Consider the following 16,245-nt stretch of genomic DNA (forward strand, 5'->3'; position numbering starts at 1 on the left):
CTCAATGCCCCTGCACCTGCGCGGGAGCCTCCCCGGCCTTGGCCGCCTTGCGGGCCATGCGCGCTTCCTTGCGGCGCAGGTACCAGTAATGGGCGCGGTCGAGGTAGAGGTAGACCACCGGCGTGGTGAACAGCGTGAGCGCCTGCGAGAGTACCAGCCCGCCGACCATGGCGTAGCCCAGCGGCCGGCGCAGCTCGGAGCCCGAGCCGTGGCCCAGCATCAGCGGCAGGCCCGAGAGCAGCGCGCACATGGTGGTCATCATGATCGGGCGGAAGCGCAGCAGGCAGGCCTGGTAGATCGCCTCGTGCGGCTTCATGCCCTGTTCGCGCTCGGCCTTGAGCGCGAAGTCGATCATCATGATCCCGTTCTTCTTGACGATGCCGATCAGCAGGATGATGCCGATCAGCGCGATCACGCTGAGGTCGTAGCCGCCCGCCATCAGGATCAGCAGCGCCCCCACACCGGCCGAGGGCAGGGTCGAGAGGATCGTCAGCGGATGGATGTAGCTCTCGTAGAGCAGGCCCAGCACGATGTAGACCGCCACCAGCGCCGCCGCGATCAGATAGGGCTGCGAGGCCAGCGAATCCTGGAAGGCCTGGGCCGTGCCCTGGAAGGCGCCGGTCAGCGACTGCGGCATGCCCATCTCGGACTGCGCGGCCTTGATCGCGTCGACCGCCTGGCCCAGCGAGGCGCCGGGCGCGAGGTTGAACGAGATCGTCACGGCCGGGAACTGGCCCTGGTGGCTGATCGAGAGGTAGGCGGTCTTGCTGGTGTCGACCTTCACGAAGGTCGACAGCGGCACCTGCTGGCCGGTGGCCGGTGCGCTCAGGTAGAGCTTGTCGAACAGCGCCGGATCCTGCTGCAGCGCGGGCGTCACCTCGAGCACCACGTGGTAGCTGTTGAGCTGCGTGAAGTACTGCGCCACCTGGCGCTGGCCGATGGCGTCGTACAGCGTGGCGTCGATCGCGGCCGGCGAGATGCCGAAGCTCGATGCGCGGTCGCGGTCGATGGTCAGCACGGCCGAGGCGGCGGCGTTCTGCTGGTCGGTCGCGAGGTCGGTCACCTCGGGCACCTGGCGCAGCTTGGCCAAAAGGCGCGGCGCCCAGGTGTTGAGCTCGTCGAGGTTCGAGTCGGTCAGCGTGTACTGGTACTGCGTGCGCGAGGAGCGCCCGCCCACGCGGATGTCCTGCCCGGCCTGCAGGAACAGGTTCACGCCCTGCACCTTCGCGAGCTGCGGGCGCAGCCGCGCGATGATCTCGTCGGCATTGGCGGTGCGGCCCTCGTCCTTGGGCTTGAGGCTGATGAAGAAGTTGCCGGTGTTGTAGGTCGACGAGCTGCCGTTCATGCCGAAGCCGGTCACGTCGGGGTCCTTGCGCACCACGTCGGCCAGCTCGAGCATGCGCGCGTTCATCGAGGCGAAGGAGGCATCCTGCGCCGACTCGGCGAAGCCCGAGATGAAGCCCGTGTCCTGCTGCGGGAAGAAGCCCTTCGGGATCACCACGAACAGCGCGCCCGTGGCCACCACGGTGGCGATGAACACCATCAAGGTGATGAACTGGTGGTCGAGCACCACGTGCAGCCCGCGCTTGTAGCCGTCGAGCATGGCGTCGAAGCCGCGTTCGCACAGCAGGTACAGCCGCCCGTGGCGCCGCGCATGCTCGTTCTTGAGGAAGCGCGAGCACAGCATCGGCGTGAGCGTGAGCGAGATCACCACGCTCACCACGATGGTCAGGGTGACGGTGACGGCGAACTCGCGGAACAGCCGCCCGACGATGCCGCCCATCAGCAGCAGCGGGATGAACACCGCGATCAGCGAGACCGAGATCGAGACGATGGTGAAGCCGATCTCGCCCGCGCCCTTGTAGGCGGCCTCCAGCGGCGCCATGCCCTCCTCGACGTAGCGGTAGATGTTCTCGAGCATCACGATGGCGTCGTCGACCACGAAGCCGACCGCGATGGTCAGCGCCATCAGCGAGAGGTTGTCGAGGCTGTAGCCCAGCAGGTACATCATGGCCACGGTGCCGAGGATCGCGAGCGGCACCGTCACGCTCGGGATCAGCGTGGCCGCCACGTTGCGCAGGAACACGAAGATCACGGCCACCACCAGCACGATGGTCAGGAGCAGCGTGAACTCCACGTCCTTGACCGAGGCGCGGATGGTCTGGGTGCGGTCGATGATGGCGTTGACGTCCACCGTCGGCGGGATCGAGGCCTTGAGCCGCGGCAGCGCGGCATTGATGCGGTCCACCGTCTCGATCACGTTGGCGCCGGGCTGCTTGGTGATGGCCAGCACGATCGAGCGGCCGTTCTGCACCGTGCTGCCCGCGGGCGCGGCGGCGCCGGCATAGGCCCAGCCCGCGATCTTCGCGTTCTCGGGGCCGTCGACCGCCACGCCGAGGTCGCGCACCCGGATCGGCGCGCCGTTGCGGTAGGCCAGCACCACGTCGTTCCAGGGCTGGGCCTTGAGCAGCTGGTCGTTGGTGTAGACGGTGAAGCTCTGGTTCGGCCCGTCGATCGTGCCCTTGGGCGCGTTGACGGTGGCCGAGGACAGCACGGTGCGCACGTCCTCCAGGCTCAGGCCCAGCGCCGCGAGCTTGGCCGGATCGACCTGGATGCGCACCGCGGGCTTCTGCGCGCCGCCGATGTTGACCAGGCCCACGCCCGAGATCTGCGAGATCTGCTGCGCGAGGATGTTGTCGGCGTAGTCGTTGACCTCGGTCAGCGGCAGCGTCTTGGACTGCACCGACAGGATCAGGATCGGCGAGTCGGCCGGATTCACCTTGCGGAAGGTCGGTGGGCTCGGCAGGTTGGCCGGCAGCTGGCCGGTGGAGGCGTTGATGGCCGCCTGCACGTCGAGCGCGGCGGCGTCGATGCTGCGGTCGAGGTCGAACTGCAGCGTGATCTGGGTGCTGCCCAGGCCGCTGGTCGAGGTCATCTGCGTCAGCCCCGCGATCAGCGAGAACTGGCGCTCCAGCGGCTGCGCCACGTTCGAGGCCATGGTCTCGGGACTGGCGCCCGGCAGGTTGGCCGAGACCTGGATGGTCGGGAAGTCGACCTGCGGCAGCGGCGCCACCGGCAGCAGCGGAAACACCGCGGCGCCGACCAGCAGGATGGCCAGCGCGAGCAGCGTGGTGCCGATCGGGCGCTTGATGAAGGCGGCGGAAATGCTCAATTGCGCACCCCGCTCGCGTTGTTGTCGCCGGCCGCGGCGGCCGGCGGCGCGGCCTTGGCCGCGGTCCTGTTCTCGGCCACCGTGGCGCCAGGCCGCAGCTTGTACTGGCCGTCGACCACCACGCGCTGACCGGCGGCCACGCCCTGGTCGAGCACGGCCGTGCCGTCGGCGATCTGCACCACGTGCACCGGCACCGAGCTGGCCTTGTTCTCGGCATCGACGGCCCAGACGTAGGTGCCGTCCTGGCTTCGCTGCACCGCGGCGGCCGGCACGGTCAGCGCGCCGGCGCGGCGGTCGAGCTGCAGCCGCACGTTGACGTACTGGCCGGGCCACATGGTGTGCTGCGGATTGGCGAAGCTGCCCTTGAGCTGCACCGTGCCGTTGGTGGTGTCGATCTGGTTGTTGAGCAGGATCAGCTTGCCCGTGCCCAGCTGCTGCGTGCCGGCGCGGTCGTAGGCCACCACCGCGAGCGGCGCGGCGCCCTTCTGTTGCAGCCGGTTGATGTCCTGCACCGCGTCCTCGGGCAGCGTGAACTGCACCGCGATCGGGTCGATCTGGTTGATGACCACCAGCCCGCCGGTGTCGGCCGCATGGACGATGTTGCCGGGGTCGACCAGCCGCGCGCCCACGCGGCCGTCGATCGGCGCGTCGATGCGCGTGAAGCTCAGCTGCACCTGGGCGTACTGCACCTGCGCGGCATCGGTCTGCACCGTGGCCTCGAGCTGGCCGACCAGCGCCTTCTGGGTGTCGAGCTGCTGCTTCGTGGCCGCGTCCTGCGCGATCAGCGTGGTGTAGCGCGCGAGGTCGGCGCGCGCATTCCCGAGCTGCGCCTGGTCGCGCGCCTGGGTGGCGCGGGCCTGCGCGAGCTGGGCCTGCAGGGTGCGCGGATCGAGCTGCGCGAGCATCTGGCCGGCCTTCACGTCCTGGCCCTCGACGAAGCCGACCTTGTCGAGCTGGCCGTCGATGCGCGCCTTGACGGTGACGGTGGCCATCGAGGCCACGGTGCCGATGCCGCTGCGGTAGACCTGCACGTCCTGCGCCCGCACCGGCGCGGTGGTCACCAGCACCGGCGGCACCTTGGCCTCGGGCGTGGCAGCCGAGGCCTTGCGGCCCAGGGTCCAGGCGCCGCCGCCGAGCACGGCGACGAGGGCGGCGACGGCGAACCAGGCGGCGCTGCGTCGCGCGCGGGGAACGGCGTCGTCGCTGGCGGGGCCGGTGTGGGAAGGGGCGGGATTCGTCATGGCATCAGGTTCCGGAAGTCGTTGCGGCGGCGGCGGTGGTGGCGGCATCGGCATGCCAGCCGCCCCCGGTGGCCGCGATCAGCGCCACGCTGGCGGCGAGCTGGCGCGCCAGCAGTTGCGCTGCCGTGCGCTGGTTGGTCAGCGAGAGCTGCTGCGCGGTCACCACGCTCAGGTAGGTGGCGGTGCCGGCGCGGTACTGGGCCAGCGCGAGGCGCTCGGCCGTCTGCGCGGCCTGCACGGCCTGCGCCTGCAACTGCGATTCGTGGTCGAGCACGCGCAGGGTGGCGAGGTTGTCCTCGACCTGCTGGAAGCCGCCGAGCACGGTCTGCTTGTAGAGCGCGACCGAGGCGTCGTAGGCGGCCACGGCCTGCTCGCTGTGGGCCTTGCGCAGGCCGCCGTCGAACACGGTCTGCGCGAGCACCGCGCCCAGCGACCAGACGCGGCTCGGCGTGTCGAACAGCGAAGCCAGTTTGCCGGCGCTGAAGCCGCCGCTCGCGCTCAGCACGATCTGCGGGAAGTAGGCGGCCTTGGCCACGCCGATCTGCGCATTGGCGGCCTGCACGCGGCGCTCGGCCGCTGCGATGTCGGGGCGGCGCTCGAGCAGTTCCGAGGGCAGGCCCGCGGGCGCGAGCGGCAGCCGGACGCCGAGCGTGCCGGCATTGGCGAGCGCGGGGTTCTCGCTGGCCGGCAGCGCGGCCAGCGAGAAGCGTGCCGGCGCCTGGCCGGTCAGCACCGCGATCGCATGCTCGAGCTGGGCGCGCTGCGCCTCGAGGTCCACGCCCTGCGCCTGCGCGGTGCGCAGCTGGCTCTCGGCCAGTGCCACGTCGGAGCGCAGCACGGTGCCGGCCGCGTACTGGTGCTGCGTGAGCTCGAGCGCGCGCGCATAGGCGGCGGTGGTGGTGGCATAGAGCGCGCGCTGCAGGTCGATGGCGCGCAGCTGCAGGTAGTCCTGCGCCAGCGTGGTCTGGATGCTCAGGCGCGCGCCCGCGAGGTCGTCGGCGCTGGCCTGCGTGCCGGCATCGCCGGCCTCGACCGAGCGGCGCACCGCGCCCCAGACGTCGGGCTCCCAGCTCGCGGCGAGGCCCAGGGTGTCGGTGGTGCGGCGCTCGATGCTGCCGGTGCTGTTGGTCTGCGCGCGGTTGGCGCCGGCGTTCAGGCCGAGGGTGGGATAGAAGCCGGCGCGCGCGGCCGAGGCCAGCGCGCGCGCCTCGCGGTACTGGGCCTCGGCCTGGCGGATGTTCTGGTTGGCGGCATTGGCCTGCACCACCAGCGCGTTGAGCGTGGTGTCGCCGAAGGCTTCCCACCAGGGGTGCGAGGGATCGATGGCCCGCGGCGTGGCGGTCTTCCACGGGCCGTCTTCCTTGTAGGCCGCGGGCAGTTCCATCGCCGGCCGCACGTAGTCGGGGCCGACCGCGCAGCCCGCGAGCAGCAGCGCGGCCAGCGCGGCCGCGGCGGGCGCGCGCAGGGCGCGGCGCGGAAGGTCGGAGAAGGGGGGAGCGGCGAAGCGAGCCATGGTGCGGCCACTCTAGGACCCGCCTTCCAACCGCTCGCTGTCGACTTCCTGACAAAGCTGTCAGTTGGCGCGCGCTAAGAAATCTTTACCGCCGCCGCGTCGGCTTCGGGACCGCCCGCGGCATTGAAGAAGCCGAAGTCTTCAACAACGCATTGACAGGAGCGACCCATGAAATTCGCAGCGATAGCCGCAGCCCTTGCCGCGGCGGCCAGTCTCAGTGCCTGCGTGGTGGCACCGGTGGGGCCGGTGCACGGCGCGGCCGTGTATGCCGCGCCGATCGAACCGCCGGTGGGCGTGGCCATCGTCGGCCCGACCTACGTCTCGCCCGGCCCCGGCTGGGGCTGGCGCTACCACCCGCACTACGGCTGGGGCTGGTACAACCCGCATGCGGGCTGGCACCGCGGCTGGCGCTGAGGCGCAAGGCGGCGCCGGCCGCGTTCAGCGCGGCGCGTCGCCCTTGCGGTACTCGGCCGTCAGCTCGTCGAGCTTCTGCTTGAGCGCCGGGTCGAGCTGGTACTCGGCCGCCGCGAGCGTCGCGTCGAGCTGCTCGGGCCGGCTCGCGCCGAGCAGCGGCGCGGTGATCAGCGGGTTCGCCATCACCCAGGCCACGGCCAGCGTCGCGAGCGGCACGCCCGCCTCGTCGGCCAGCGCATGCAGCTGCGTCACGGTGTTGAAGCTGCGCTCGTTCCAGTAGCGGTCCTGGTACATGTTGCCGGCCGTGCCGAGCGTGAAGCGCGTGTTCGCCTCGGGGCTGGCGCCGGGCTTGTACTTGCCGGTGAGCAGGCCGCCGGCCAGCGGGTTGTAGGGGATCACGCCCAGGCCTTCCTCGCTCGCGAGCGGCAGCAGCTCGCGCTCGATCTCGCGGAACAGCAGGCTGTAGCGCGGCTGCACCGAGACGAAGCGCGTGAGCCGCAGCAGGTCGGCCTTGCCGAGCGCGCGCGCGAGCCGGTAGGCCAGGAAGTTCGACACGCCCACATAGCGCGCGCGGCCCGACTTCACGATGGTGTCGAGCGCCTCGATGCTCTCCTCGAGCGGCGTCTCGCGGTCGTCCATGTGCAGCTGATAGAGATCGACGTGATCGGTCTTCAGCCGCTTGAGCGAGAGGTCGATGGCATCGAGCAGGTGCTTGCGCGAAGCGCCCTGGTCCCAGGGATTGGGACCGACTTTGTTGACCGCCTTGGTCGCGACCACGAAGCGCCGGCGGCCCGCGGGGCCCTGCTTCTCGAGCCAGTTGCCGATGATCTCCTCGGTGCGGCCCGTGGTCTCGACCGTGCCGCCCAGTGGGTAGACGTCGGCGGTGTCGAGGAAGTTGATGCCGCCCTCGGCGGCCTTGTCGAGGATGCGGTGCGACACGGCCTCGTCGGTCTGCAGGCCGAAGGTCATGGTGCCGAGCGCGAGCCGCGAGACGGTCAGGCCGGTGCGGCCCAGGCGGGTGGTGGGAATGCTCATGGTGGATGGTTCCTGTGAAACGGCCGGTCCGCGCAGGCGCGCGTGGCTGCACGACCATCATAGGCAGGCCGCCCGAGGCCTGCACGTCAGGGTGCAATCACCGTGACGCGTGCCGTCATGTAGGGATGCACCGAGCAGGCATAGTCGTAGACACCGGGCTTGTCGAAGCTCTGCGTGAAGTCCTGGCCCGGCAGCATCAGGTCCATGCCCGCGGGGCCGCCCTTCCTGAACACCACGCCATGGGGCGCGCCGTCGTCGTTCTTCCAGCGCACGGGCTGGCCCACCTTCACGGTGATCTGCGCCGGCTCGAAGGCGAAGTTGCGGATCGCCACGTGCGCCGAGCCGCCCGCGTGCCCGGCCGGCGCGCCGCGCTGCAGCGCCACCTTGCGCGGCGCATTGCCGACCGCCACCGTGTGCGACGGCCCCCCGGCCAGGTCGATCACGCTGACGTCGTTCGAGCCCTCGTTGCTGACCCACAGCTTCCCGCCGTCGGCCGAGATGTCGAGCCAGTGCGGCTGCTTGCCCACGGCGATGCTGCGGCCCGGCGTGCGCGTCGCGGGATCGAACAGCATCACCTCGCCCGGCCCCTGCACCACGACCACGCCGCTCGCCATGCCCGCGAAGTGCTGCGCGATGTGGGGCGACACGCCGGTGGGGATCGGTGCCAGCCACTGATTGGTGGCCGCATCCAGCACCTGCACCGCGGGCACGCCCGCGAGCGTCAGGTAGAGCGCCTTGCCGTCGGGGCCGAACTCGAGGTCGCGCGGCGGCTTGTCGAGCGCGATCTCCGAGACCGCCTTGCGCGTCGCCAGGTCGAGCACCACGAGCGCGAAATGGCCCGGCGCCTGCGAGGCCACGTAGGCCTGACGGCCATCGGGGCGCACGGCGATGGTGTGCGGCTTGGGCACGGCCACGCTCGCGGCCACGGCATGGGTCGCGGTGTCGATGAAGGCCACGCGGTCGTCGCCGTTGACGGCCACCAGCACCCAGCGGCCATCGGCCGTGGTGGCCAGGCCCTGCGGTCCCTGGCCGACCTCGATGGTGTGCGTCACGCGGTCGGTCGCGGCGTCGATCTCGCTCACCGCCGAGGCGCTGGAGCCGCTGACGAACACGCGTTGGCCGTTCGGGGAGATCACGATGCCGTCGGGCCCCGCGGCCACCGGCACGGTGGCGAGCACGCGCTCGCTGCCGGTGTCGATCACGCTGAGCGTGCTGTCCTTGAAGTTGCCGACGTAGGCCTTGGGGCCGGCGGCCAGCGCCGGGAAGGCCAGGGCGCCGGAGGCCGCGAGAACGGCGAGCAGGCGTGCGAATCCTGGAAAGGCGGTCATGGGGAAAGACTCCTGAAGGAAGAGAGGAAGAGAATCGGCACAGGGCATGACGCGCGGTGCCCTTCGTCTATTCCCCGAAATTTTTTCGCGCAGGGCTGGAATAAAACGCGCGCCCGCCGCGTCATGCCCCCAAAGCACGTCCCTTGACCGACCGCACCCGCCAGTTCGAAGCCGCCGCCCTGCCGCATCTCGATGCGGCCTGGAATCTCGCGCGCTGGCTGCTGCGCGACGACCGCCTGGCCGAGGACGCGGTGCAGGAGGCCTACCTGCGGGCTTTCCGTTTCTTCGACGGGCTGCGCGGCGAGAACGCGCGGCCCTGGCTGCTGGGCATCGTGCGCAACGCGTGCTACGACTGGATGCGGCAGAACCGGCAGCTGGCCGACCAGGTGGAGTTCGACGAGCTGCGCGACAGCGAGTCGGCCGACGCGACGGCGCCGGAGGCCGGCGATCCCGCGCGGCTGTGGGAGCGGCGCGTGCAGGGCGAGCGCGTCAATGCAGCGATCGACGCCCTGCCCGCGGTCTACCGCGAAGCGATCGTGCTGCGCGAACTGGAGGAGCTGCGCTATGAAGACATCGCACGCATCGCCGGCGTGCCGCTGGGCACCGTGATGTCGCGGCTGTCGCGCGCGCGGGCCCTGCTGCGCGAGAGCCTGCGCGACGAGCGCCCGGGCCCGGCGCGGGAAAGGACACGGCATGCCAATTCCTGACGACGAGCTGGGAGCGCTGATGCGACAGCACGCCACGCGCCATGCGCCGCCCGCCGGCCTGGCCGAGCGCATCGCGCTGTCGGTGCGCGCCGAGGCCGGCGCACCCGCAACGCCGGCGCCGCGCCGTCACGGCTGGTGGCAGGGCCTGCTCGGGTTCGGAACCGGCGCGGCCGCGGCCTGGGGCCTGGCGCTGGTGCTGCTGGCATCGCCGGCGCCCCTGGAGCTGCTGGGCGCGCAGGTCACGGCCAACCACGTGCGCTCGCTGATGGCCTCGCACCTGGCCGACGTGGCCTCCACCGACCAGCACACGGTCAAGCCCTGGTTCGCCGGCAAGCTCGACTTCTCGCCGCCGGTGGTGGACCTCGCCGCCGAGGGCTTCGCGCTGACGGGCGGGCGGCTCGACTACCTCGACGGGCGCACGGTGGCGGCGCTGGTCTATCGCTCGGGCCCGCATGTCATCAATGTCTTCGTCTGGCCCGCGGTCGATGAGAAGCCACAGGCCCCGGCCTTCTCGACGCGGCAGGGCTACCAGCTCGCGCACTGGACCCAGGGCGGCATGCAGGCCTGGGCCGTGTCGGACCTCAACGCGGCCGAGCTGCGCCACTTCGCGGCGCTGCTGCATGCGAGGACGGCGGTGCGCCCTTAGCGGCTGAAGACGGGATCGGGCCGCCGATCCGGTCTTCGTTTCGGCACACCGCGCGCGGTCGTGGTCGGCGCGCGGGACTGCGTTTAAGCTCGGCGGCGATCCACGCGTTTCCCGAATGAGCCCCTCCCCCTCCCCAGCCATCACGCATTCCACCGCCGGGTTCCGGACCTTGCTGCGCATCGTCGGCCGCGTCGCGGCCTCGCTGGTGCTGCTGCTGTCGACGGGCTGGGCCTGCCTCGCGCTCTGGTACCAGTTGCCCGTGGGCGAGACGGGCAAGGTCGCCGCCGCCGTGCTCTGGAGCGGCTTCGGCCTCGCGGCCCTGGTACTGCTGTGGCGCGGCCGGGCCGCGCGCGCCCTGCTGTCCTACGCGGCCGGCTTCGCGCTGCTGCTGGGCTGGTGGAACACCATCGTGCCGCTGCAGCAGCGCGACTGGGCCGACGACGTCGCGCGCCAGCTGGTGGCGCGCGTCGACGGCAACGTGGTCACGCTCGAGAACGTGCGCAACTTTGACTGGCGCAGCGACACCGACTACACGCCGCGCTGGGAAACGCGCCGCTACGACCTTGAGCGCCTGCGCTCGGTCGACGTCTCGGTCTCGTACTGGATGGGCCCGGCGATCGCGCACACGCTGGTGTCCTTCGGCTTCGACGACGGCCGCTTCCTCACCTTCTCGATCGAGATCCGCAAGGAGCGCGGCGAGAGCTTCTCGTCGATCGGGGGCTTCTTCCGGCGCTTCGAGCTGAGCCTGGTCGCGGCCGAGGAGCGCGACGTGCTGCGCGTGCGCACCAACGTGCGCGGCGAGGACGTCCACATGTACCGCGTGCGGCTGCCACAGGCCGAGATGCGCTCGCTGTTTCTGGCCTATCTCGACCAGAGCGCCGCGCTGCTGCGCGCGCCGAGCTTCTACAACACGCTCACGGCCAACTGCACCACCATCGTCTACGACCTCGCCAGGCGCATCGTGCCGGGCCTGCCGATGGACTGGCGGCTGCTGGCCTCGGGCTACCTGCCCGACTACCTGTACGACGTGGGCGGGCTGACGCCGGGCTACCGCCTCGATGCGCTGCGCGCGGACGGACGCATCACGCAGCGCGCGATCGCGAGCGATGCCACTCCGGGCGTCGATTTCTCGCGCGCGATCCGGCAGGGGCTGCCGGGCGCCGAGGCCCCGTGACGATGCGCGCGCGTCTTCCCTGCCTGGCGGCCCTGCTGTGTGCCGCCGCGCTGCTCGCGGGCTGCGCGGGCGTGAAGGTGGGCTCGATCTCGCCCGCCGAATACCTCGCGCAGCGCCGCGGCGACGTGCTCACCACGGGCCGGCTCAGCACCTCGGCCGAGGAGGTGCTGCGCGTGATCGGCTCCGATGCCGAGCTGTGCGGCAAGGACGGCCCGGCCTGCCGCAATGCGCTGGCCGACTCGCCGGGCCTGAGCGACGAGCAGCGGCTGTCGGCGCTGTCGGAGGTGTGGCTGCAGGTGGCGATCGCGGCCGACAAGAGCGGCAGCGCGACGCCGCCGGGCTCGAGCGCCGACACCGCCGCCATCGAGGCCTGGCTCGAGAGCGCGCGCCATGCCTATGCCTACCTGTTCTTCACCGCGCGCAAGCCGCGCGACCGTGCCTTCGAGGACCGGCAGACGCAGGTGCGCGACTACTACAACTACGCGGTGCAGCAGGCCATCACGGGCCTGTACCGCGGCGCGCGGCGCAACGGCGCGGCCCAACCGCAGGTGCCGCGCGTGGGCGACTGGCGCATCGAGGCCGACGTGTCGGGCCTGCGCCTGCCCGCCGACGCGCCGCTGCCCGACGAGCTGATCCCCGCCGCCTCGCTGACCTTCTCGGGCCTGCGCAACACCTACCGGCGCGACGGCTTCGGCGCCGAGCTGGTGGCGGCCGACAGCCAGCGCACCGACGAGAAGGCGCCCGCGCGCGATACCGCCGAGCCGAGCCCGCCCTACCGCGAGATGCCCTTCCCCGCCGTCACCGCGCTGCTGCTGTTCGAGGGCGGCAACCTCGCCGAGGTGCTGGCCACACGCAGGCTCCGCATCGCGGCCTACGACCCTTACCGCACCGCCAACGTGCAGCTGGCCGGGCAGGAGGTGCCGCTGGCCGCCAACTTCACCTCGGGCTACGGCCTGTGGCTGGCCCGCTCCGACTTCGCGCTGCAGGCGCTGCGCAGCCTGTTCGGCGGCCGCGACGGACTCACGCAGCCGCGCATCTACCTGATGCAGCCCTACGACCCGGAGCGCCGCACGGTCATCATGCTGCACGGCCTCGCGAGCAGCCCCGAGGCCTGGATCAACGTGGCCAACGAGGTGCTCGGCGACGAGACGCTGCGCCGCCGCTACCAGATCTGGCAGGTCTACTACCCGACCAATGCGCCGCTGCCGCTCAACAACTTCGCGATCCGCGAGGCCGTGACGCAGACGCTGCAGCACTTCGATCCCACGGGCCAGGCCCCGGCCTCGCAGAACATCACGCTGATCGGCCACAGCATGGGCGGCGTGCTGTCGCGGCTGATGGTGTCGTCGTCGCAGGACAAGCTCTGGGACGCGCTGCTGGCCAGCTACCCGATGCCGGGCGCGCAGCAGCGGCGCATCGAGGAGAAGCTCGCGCCCTACCTGCGCTTCGAGCCGCTGCCGCAGGTCAGCGACGCGATCTTCATCGCCTCGCCGCACCGCGGCACCGACTTCGCCAACAACCGCATCTCGCGCTGGGTCGCCAACCTGATCACGCTGCCGGTGGCGATGCTGGGGCAGTTGAGCGACATCTCGCGCGAGCTGATCCGCATCGCGCCGGGCCGGCAGGACGCGGGGCCGCTGCGCATTCCCAACAGCATCGACAACCTCAGCGACCGCGATCCCTTCGTGCGGCTCTCCTCGGGCCTGCCGATGAATCCGCGCGTGCGCTTCCACTCGATCATCGGCAACGACACGCCGGGCCTGGCGCAGGCCCTGTCGAGCGACGGCATCGTGCCCTATGCCAGCGCGCACCTCGACGGCGCGGCCTCGGAGCTGGTGATCCCGTCGGCGCACAGCGTGCAGGAGAACCCGCTCGCGATCCTCGAGATCCGGCGCATCCTGCGCGAGCAGCTGCAGCCGCGCTAGGACTTCAGCCTTCGCAGGCCGCCACGCGCGGCCGCCGCGCATCGGCGCGCGCGCTCGCCACGGCCCAGCAGAAGACGCCCATGCCCGCGAGCGCGAGCAGCGCGCCGACCCAGCCGGTCGAGGTCCAGCCCAGGCCCGCGGCGATCGCCACGCCGCCGAGCCAGGCGCCGAGCGCATTGGCCATGTTGAAGGCCGAGTGGTTGAGCGCGGCCGCCAGGGTCTGCGCATCGCCGGCCACGTCCATCAGCCGGATCTGCAGCGCCGGGCCGATGGCCACGGTGGTGCCGATCAGGAACACGTTGAAGCCCGCGGTGTAGATGTTGTGGGCCGAGAAGACGAACAGCGCCAGCACCAGCGCCGCATAAGCCATCAGACCGCCGATGGTGCGCATCAGCGACTTGTCGGCCAGCCGCGCGCCAACCAGGTTGCCGACCACCATGCCGAGCCCGAACAGCGCGAGCACGAAGGGCACGCCGCCCAGCGGCATGCCGGCCACCTCGATCAGCGTGGGCTTGATGTAGCTGAACACCGAGAACATGCCGCCGAAGCCGATGGCGCCGATGCCCAGCGTGAACCAGACCTGCTTGCGCTTGAGCGCGCCGAGTTCGCGCCAGGGGCTGGCGCCCGCGGGCGCGGCGAGGTCGGGGATGTCGCGGCGCAGCAGCACCACGGCGATGAGCGCGATCACGCCCACGAACACGAAGGCCGCGCGCCAGCCGAACAGCTGGCCGAGCCAGGCCGCGATCGGCACGCCGACCAGCGTGGCGCCCGTGAGTCCCAGCATCACCAGCCCCACGGCGCGCGCGCGGCGCCCGGGCGGCGCGAGCGTGGCGGCCACCAGCGCGGCCACGCCGAAGTAGGTGCCGTGCGGCAGCCCGGTCGCGAAGCGCAGCAGGTTCAGCGAGGTGTAGCCGGGCGCCATCGCGCTCGCGAAGTTGCCGGCCGCGAACACGGCCATCAGCGCGATCAGCAAGGCGCGGCGGCGCCAGCCGGCCGCGAGCACCGCGAGCACGGGCGCGCCGATGACCACGCCCAGCGCATAGGCGCTGATCACGTGGCCTGCCTGCGGGATGCTGACGGCGATGTCGTTCGCGACCTCGGGCAAGAGGCCCATGATCACGAACTCGCCGGTGCCGATGGCGAAGCCGCCGACACCGAGCGCGAGCACGGCGCGCAGGAACCGGGCCGACGAGACGGGCGGGATGGCGGGGGTGTCCGCGCCTTCGAGGGCGGATGGTGGGGCGTTCAAGGCCGGAGCTCCTGGGGGGATGCCCGGCGAGCGCGGGCAAAGCCCGATTTTAGGGTAAACCCTTAACGCGCGCTGATGAAGGCTTGCGCCCCGCCCGATACCTTTTTGCCCCTGCCGCTCAGCGGCGCAGGAAGCGCGGCGCGCGGCGTTCGGCCATGGCCTGCACGCCCTCCTTGAAGTCCTCGCTCGCGAACTGCACGCACTGCAGCTCGCGCTCGTGCCGGTTCGCCGCGGCCACCGCCTCGGCCAGGCCGCGCCGCAAGGTCGCGCGCGTCGATTCCACCGCGAGCGGGGCCGACAGCGCGATCTCGGCCGCGAGCGCCAGCGCGCTGGTGCGCACTTCATCGGCCGGCACCAGCTGGTCGATCAGCCCGATGCGCAGCGCCTCCTCGCCGCCGATGCGGCGCCCGGTGTAGAACAGCAGCGCGGCCTGCTGCGCGCCGACCAGGCGCGGCAAGGTCAGGCTCAGGCCGAAGCCCGGATGGAAACCGAGGCGGTTGAAGTTGGCGCTGAAGCGTGCCTCGGCGCAGCCCACGCGGAAGTCGGCCGCCAGCGCGAGGCCGAGCCCGGCGCCGATGGCCGGGCCATGCACCGCGGCCACCAGCGGCTTGGCGTTGCCGAACAGGCGCATGGCCTGCTCGTAGAGCGGCGCGGGATCGCGCGCATCGTCCTTGCCGCTGAAGTCGGCGCCCGCGCTGAAGGCCCTGCCTTCGGCGGCCAGCACGACGACGCGGCACTCGGGATCGGCATCGAGCTGCGCGAGCCGGTCGGCCAGTTCGCGCAGCAGCGCCACGTCGAGGTAGTTGAACGGCGCGCGCCGCAGCTCGAGCAGCGCCACGTGCCCATGGCCCGATTCCACCGAAGCGACCGCGCTCATTGCACCTCCAGCTTCGCGATGTCGACGTAGCCCTTCCACTTCTCGCGCTCCTGGCGCTCGAAGCTCGCGAGCTCGGCCAGGCTGACCTTCGCGGGCGCGAAGGCGAAGCCCTCGAGCCGCGCGCGGATCGGGTCGGTGGTCACGGCCTCGTTGATCCACTGGTTGAGCTGCTGCTGCAGCGCCGCCGGCGTGGCGGCCGGCACCGCGATGCCGAGGAAGCCGCCGCGGATGCTGAAGCCCGGATAGCTCTCGGCGATCAGCGGCAGCTCGGGATAGCGCTTGAGCCGCGCGTCGCTGTGCACCGCGAGCGCGCGCAACTGGCCCGAGGCCACGAAGGCATCGCCGGCCACGGTGTCGGTGAACACCACCTGGATCTGGCCCGCGATCAGCTCCGACATCGCCTGGCTCACCTGCTTGTACGGAATCGCCGCGAGCTCGATGCCGGCCTCGTGCGCGAACAGCGCGGCCGTGACCTTGGAGGTGGCATTGAAGTGGCCGTAGTTGATCGTGCCCGGCGCCTTCTTCGCGGCGGCGACGAAGTCCTGCAGCGTCCTGTAGGACGCGTCGGGCCGCACCAGCATGTAGGTGGAGCCGGGCCCGAAGGAGCCGACCAGCCGGAAGTCGCGCCCGGGGTCGTAGGGCAGCTTGCGGAACAGGCTGGGGTTGGCCAGGTGCGTGGAGGTGGTGGCCAGCAGCAGCACCGAGCCGTCGGCCGGCGCGTTGCGCACCGCCTCCACGCCGATGATGCCGTTGCCGCCGGGTCGGTTGTCGACCACCACCGCGCGGCCGGTCTTGCGCGTGAGGAACTCGGCCAGCATGCGCGCCGAGATGTCGCCCGAGCCGCCGGGGCCGAAGGGCACGACGATCTGGATCGGCTTGTTGTTGTCCGCCGCCATCGCGGCCGCGAACGGCAAGGCCGCGAGCGCGGCGAGGCACTGTCTTCTCTGCATGTCGTCTCCTGTTG

13 protein-coding genes are annotated in these 16,245 nt (G+C 71.4%); 5 read left to right on the forward strand and 8 right to left on the reverse strand.

Features of this window, described 5'->3' with window-relative positions; translation table 11 throughout:
- Position 1: 1 nt before the first annotated feature.
- The 3 genes from ACODT0_RS16485 to ACODT0_RS16495 are packed head-to-tail and all read right to left on the reverse strand — an operon-like array spanning position 2 to position 5,926.
- Entirely contained in the window at positions 2–3,172 is a 3,171-nt protein-coding gene (locus tag ACODT0_RS16485; protein WP_261210730.1) for an efflux RND transporter permease subunit, read from the reverse strand.
- Positions 3,169–4,413: an efflux RND transporter periplasmic adaptor subunit gene (locus tag ACODT0_RS16490; RefSeq protein WP_489041741.1), complete on the reverse strand. Its 1,245-nt coding sequence runs from the start codon at positions 4,411–4,413 to the stop codon at positions 3,169–3,171. The genes ACODT0_RS16485 and ACODT0_RS16490 overlap by 4 nt, the downstream gene beginning before the upstream one ends.
- A gap of 4 nt (positions 4,414–4,417) precedes the next feature.
- Positions 4,418–5,926: an efflux transporter outer membrane subunit gene (locus ACODT0_RS16495; protein WP_261210728.1), complete on the reverse strand. Its 1,509-nt coding sequence runs from the start codon at positions 5,924–5,926 to the stop codon at positions 4,418–4,420.
- A gap of 168 nt (positions 5,927–6,094) precedes the next feature.
- Between ACODT0_RS16495 and ACODT0_RS16500 the strand changes: the two genes are divergently transcribed.
- The gene (locus ACODT0_RS16500; RefSeq protein WP_422096110.1) at positions 6,095–6,340 is read left to right on the forward strand and encodes a hypothetical protein; all 246 of its coding nucleotides are present in this window, start codon (positions 6,095–6,097) and stop codon (positions 6,338–6,340) included.
- A gap of 24 nt (positions 6,341–6,364) precedes the next feature.
- Here the strand turns inward: ACODT0_RS16500 and ACODT0_RS16505 are convergent, their stop codons facing one another.
- Together ACODT0_RS16505 and ACODT0_RS16510 are read right to left on the reverse strand one after the other, a co-directional pair.
- Complete coding sequence (locus ACODT0_RS16505) at positions 6,365–7,375, reverse strand: aldo/keto reductase (protein WP_057594399.1); 1,011 nt, start codon at positions 7,373–7,375, stop codon at positions 6,365–6,367.
- An 86-nt stretch (positions 7,376–7,461) separates the two neighbouring features.
- Positions 7,462–8,703, reverse strand: coding sequence for a YVTN family beta-propeller repeat protein (locus tag ACODT0_RS16510; RefSeq protein ID WP_489041742.1), 1,242 nt, complete (start codon positions 8,701–8,703; stop codon positions 7,462–7,464).
- A gap of 143 nt (positions 8,704–8,846) precedes the next feature.
- Here ACODT0_RS16510 and ACODT0_RS16515 point away from each other — a divergent pair, with 143 nt between their 5' ends.
- The 4 genes from ACODT0_RS16515 (at position 8,847) to ACODT0_RS16530 (ending at position 13,155) form a co-directional block, all read left to right on the forward strand.
- Positions 8,847–9,410 (forward strand): sigma-70 family RNA polymerase sigma factor, encoded by a 564-nt coding sequence (locus ACODT0_RS16515; protein WP_489041743.1) that lies wholly within the window; start codon positions 8,847–8,849, stop codon positions 9,408–9,410.
- Positions 9,397–10,056, forward strand: a complete 660-nt coding sequence (locus ACODT0_RS16520; RefSeq protein ID WP_261210725.1) for an anti-sigma factor family protein — start codon at positions 9,397–9,399, stop codon at positions 10,054–10,056. Before ACODT0_RS16515 ends, ACODT0_RS16520 begins: the two co-directional genes overlap by 14 nt.
- A gap of 115 nt (positions 10,057–10,171) precedes the next feature.
- Positions 10,172–11,230, forward strand: a complete 1,059-nt coding sequence (locus ACODT0_RS16525) for an Lnb N-terminal periplasmic domain-containing protein (RefSeq protein ID WP_489041744.1) — start codon at positions 10,172–10,174, stop codon at positions 11,228–11,230.
- 2 nt (positions 11,231–11,232) lie between these two features.
- Positions 11,233–13,155 carry an esterase/lipase family protein gene (locus ACODT0_RS16530; protein ID WP_489041745.1) on the forward strand — a complete coding sequence of 641 codons (1,923 nt, stop codon included), beginning with the start codon at positions 11,233–11,235 and terminating at the stop codon, positions 13,153–13,155.
- Between the two features lie 4 nt (positions 13,156–13,159).
- Here ACODT0_RS16530 and ACODT0_RS16535 read toward each other — a convergent pair whose 3' ends face one another.
- From ACODT0_RS16535 to ACODT0_RS16545, 3 genes are all read right to left on the reverse strand, one after another.
- Complete coding sequence (locus tag ACODT0_RS16535) at positions 13,160–14,404, reverse strand: MFS transporter (RefSeq protein WP_082321706.1); 1,245 nt, start codon at positions 14,402–14,404, stop codon at positions 13,160–13,162.
- Between the two features lie 118 nt (positions 14,405–14,522).
- Entirely contained in the window at positions 14,523–15,281 is a 759-nt protein-coding gene (locus tag ACODT0_RS16540; RefSeq protein WP_489041746.1) for an enoyl-CoA hydratase/isomerase family protein, read from the reverse strand.
- Complete coding sequence (locus ACODT0_RS16545; RefSeq protein ID WP_489041747.1) at positions 15,278–16,231, reverse strand: Bug family tripartite tricarboxylate transporter substrate binding protein; 954 nt, start codon at positions 16,229–16,231, stop codon at positions 15,278–15,280. The genes ACODT0_RS16540 and ACODT0_RS16545 overlap by 4 nt, the downstream gene beginning before the upstream one ends.
- Between the last annotated feature and the right edge of the window lie 14 nt (positions 16,232–16,245).

It is taken from the genome of Variovorax sp. FG153 (assembly GCF_057809595.1).